This is a genomic window from Blautia difficilis, assembly GCF_014297245.1.
Lineage (GTDB): Bacteria > Bacillota > Clostridia > Lachnospirales > Lachnospiraceae > Blautia_A > Blautia_A difficilis.
Genome location: NZ_JACOQG010000081.1, coordinates 1 through 1,593, shown reverse-complemented (window position 1 = coordinate 1,593; position 1,593 = coordinate 1). Strand labels below are relative to the sequence as shown.

The following is a 1,593-nucleotide window of genomic DNA, read 5'->3' as shown; positions in this document are numbered from 1 at the left end:
TGATTTATAAGAAACCTTTAAAATGGATTTATAAGAAGTTTTATGTTACAATCTATGGAAGACATGGAAAAGTAAAAAAGATTGAATTGGTTCGAGCAGACAAAAAGTATTCTACGAAATATGAGACAATGAATGGTACAGTCTTAGAAAAGTTGCAAGAAGAAAATAATAGGTTTTTAAGGAAATGCTTAGGTACTCCCAGTAAAAAGAGTATGACAGGCGTCGAATATTATTATGAGTGGGGACAAATACAATCCTTCTATGATGATCGTTCTTGTCAAACAGGAATTGTAATTATGTTTTAAAATAAGGAATATTGTATCTCTTGCTTCCGTATGCAGAAAGATTACATCGGTACAGAGAAATGTGGTAGTGATACACCAAAGAACACAGGCGAAACCTTATATCTCGGTTCCACAAGTAGCGAATCTTTCAAAAGAGAGAGATGGGTAAAACTTCGCTGTTTATATAATAGTAGGGGACGATGTTTTATCCCCTGCTATTATACGTTTTTTAGCATGTTTTCACCAATATTGCTTGGTACCTAACCGATTTTTCAAATAACATCTGATTCCAAGATATACTCCCTGAGAAAGTACGAAAAGCAATAGAAGATTTACGGAAAGTGCTTTTTTAATTGCTTCTCCAAAATAAATGATGACAGCAGTACTTGTCAGTATCATCAGTAGAGTAATAACATCCCAACAGTTTTTCTTATATAATTCTATAACCTTTATTTCTATCAGTATCGCCAGTATCCCTGTCCCTGCCACACATATTCCGACAACCAATATCAGAAATAACCAATATACCATTCCGGCTATAAAAGGATTTGGAATTTTTGTGCTAATCTGTGCCACAGATTGCCCGGCATCAATTGTCCAACCGATAAAAGTTTGTAGGAATGACGCTGCATCATGGAAGAATGATTTACAATCGGAAAGGAACACATCGGACTGTACTGCCTGAAAAAGAGTGGTTGTCAGCGAATACCATGCAAGAAGGAACAAGGTTGTTTGGAACATTACCGTTTTTGCTTTATACTGTCCGGCAAGTCGCTCTTTTTGTGTTCCGTATTTCGCTTTTTCATTCTGATAGGCTGTCCGGTCACAGGATTCACATTTTTCATAGAGTACCGGCTTTTCTACCGGTATCTCTACGATTTTCTGATGTGTCCGGGCATAATCCCGTTGTTGTGTTAAACAGCGTATTTTATTTTGATATTCCCCGATCATGACGTTTGCGCTTCGCAGCTTCTCTTTCTCGTTCCGCAATGCTCTGTCTGCCAGCTTCAAGTCGTTCTTTAATGCTTGAATATTCCCGGCTCTGTTCTCTTTGTTTAATTTCTCGTTCAAGATCAGAGATTCGTTGAGCTGCGTCTTCAGTTCCACGATAAGCTGGTCTTTCTGTTCCAGTTCTTCTTGTATCTCCTCGGTCAGGAGCAGAAGCTCTTCCAACTGTTCGGCGTTCTTTAATGAATATTCTTGTGCGGTAACACCGCAAGTCCGGCAGACGGGAAACCGTCTGTCCGGGCTAGCGGGAACCGCTTATGCGAGTTTACTCGCGTAATGTTTTGTCCAAGCCATAAACCTC

Annotated in this window: 1 protein-coding gene and 2 pseudogenes; 1 reads left to right on the top strand and 2 read right to left on the bottom strand. The window is 39.2% G+C overall.

Going from position 1 to position 1,593, the window contains the following annotated elements; translation table 11 throughout:
• Window positions 1-305: pseudogene (locus tag H8Z82_RS17225) on the top strand (hypothetical protein); the annotation flags it as partial.
• Between the two features lie 219 nt (window positions 306-524).
• On the opposite strand, the gene H8Z82_RS16890 reads toward H8Z82_RS17225, so the two are convergent.
• Both H8Z82_RS16890 and H8Z82_RS17840 read right to left on the bottom strand, forming a co-directional pair.
• On the bottom strand, window positions 525-1,235 hold the full coding sequence (locus H8Z82_RS16890) for a DUF6040 family protein (protein WP_008369915.1): 711 nt from the start codon (window positions 1,233-1,235) through the stop codon (window positions 525-527).
• Window positions 1,213-1,476, bottom strand: a pseudogene (locus H8Z82_RS17840) (MobA/MobL family protein); the annotation flags it as partial. The gene H8Z82_RS16890 and the pseudogene H8Z82_RS17840, both read right to left, overlap by 23 nt.
• Window positions 1,477-1,593: the final 117 nt, after the last annotated feature.